The organism is Streptomyces cinereospinus (assembly GCF_042430725.1).
GTDB lineage: Bacteria > Actinomycetota > Actinomycetes > Streptomycetales > Streptomycetaceae > Streptomyces > Streptomyces cinereospinus.
This window is the reverse complement of the sequence record NZ_JBHMCY010000196.1, coordinates 1-1,004: the sequence shown is the minus strand read 5'-3', so window position 1 is coordinate 1,004 and position 1,004 is coordinate 1. Positions and strand designations below refer to the sequence as shown.

At 71.6% G+C, this 1,004-nt stretch carries 1 protein-coding gene; it reads right to left on the bottom strand.

The annotated features are described in order from the left end of the window. A partial coding sequence (locus ACFF45_RS35470) for a beta-ketoacyl reductase (protein WP_381351165.1) occupies positions 1 to 992 on the bottom strand: 992 nt, incomplete at its 3' end. Positions 993 to 1,004: the final 12 nt, after the last annotated feature.

Below are 1,004 nucleotides of genomic sequence, written 5' to 3'. Positions count from 1 at the left end.
GCCGGGTCGAAACGCGCGGCCACGACCGCCGGGTCCCCACCCGCCAACGCCGCGTCGAACAAAGCCAGCGCGTCCGCCGAAGCCAGCGGAGCGATCCCCAGCCGAGCAAGCCGCGCCCGGTCCGCGGCCGCCAGCTGACCCGTCATACCACTGGCCTCCCCCCACAGACCCCAGGCAACAGAATGAGCGGGCAGCCCCTGCGCACGACGCTCGACCGCAAGCTGGTCCAGGAAAGCATTGGCCGCCGCATAGTTGCCCTGACCAGCCGTACCGATCACCCCCGCCACCGACGAGAACAACACAAACGCGTCCAACGGCAGCTCACGCGTCAGCTCATGCAGATACCAGGCACCATCCGCCTTCGGCCCCCACACCCTGGCCAACCGCTCCGGCGTCAGATTCACCACCGTCGCGTCATCCAGAACACCCGCCGCATGCACCACACCCCGCAGCGTCACGGCCACCCCCGCGACCACCCCCGCCAACGCCTCCCGGTCCGACACATCACACGCCACCCCCCGCAACCGCACACCCGCCAGCCCCGCAACCTCCTGCGGAACACCCCCCGAACGACTGACCAGCACCACATCCCGCACCCCGTACCGCTCCACGAGATGCCGCACCACCAACCGCCCCAACGTCCCCGTGGCACCCGTCACCAACACCGTGCCCCCCGCACCGAACACCGGCGACCCCACACCCACCGAACCGGCACCCACCGACCCCGCAGCCACCGAACCGGCCGACCCCGCACCCACCGACCCGGCCGGCCCGTCGACCCGCCTCAGCCGCGGCACCAGCACCCGGCCGTCCCGCACCCGCACATGAGGCTCACCACCGGCCACCACAGCCGCCGGCACCTCCGGCCCGCAATCGCCATCCGCATCCGCCTCGACCAGGAACACCCGACCCGGATACTCCGCCTGAACCGAACGCACCAGACCACCCACCGCGGCCCCCGCCACATCACCGCAAGCCGTCACCACCACCACGACACCCTCACC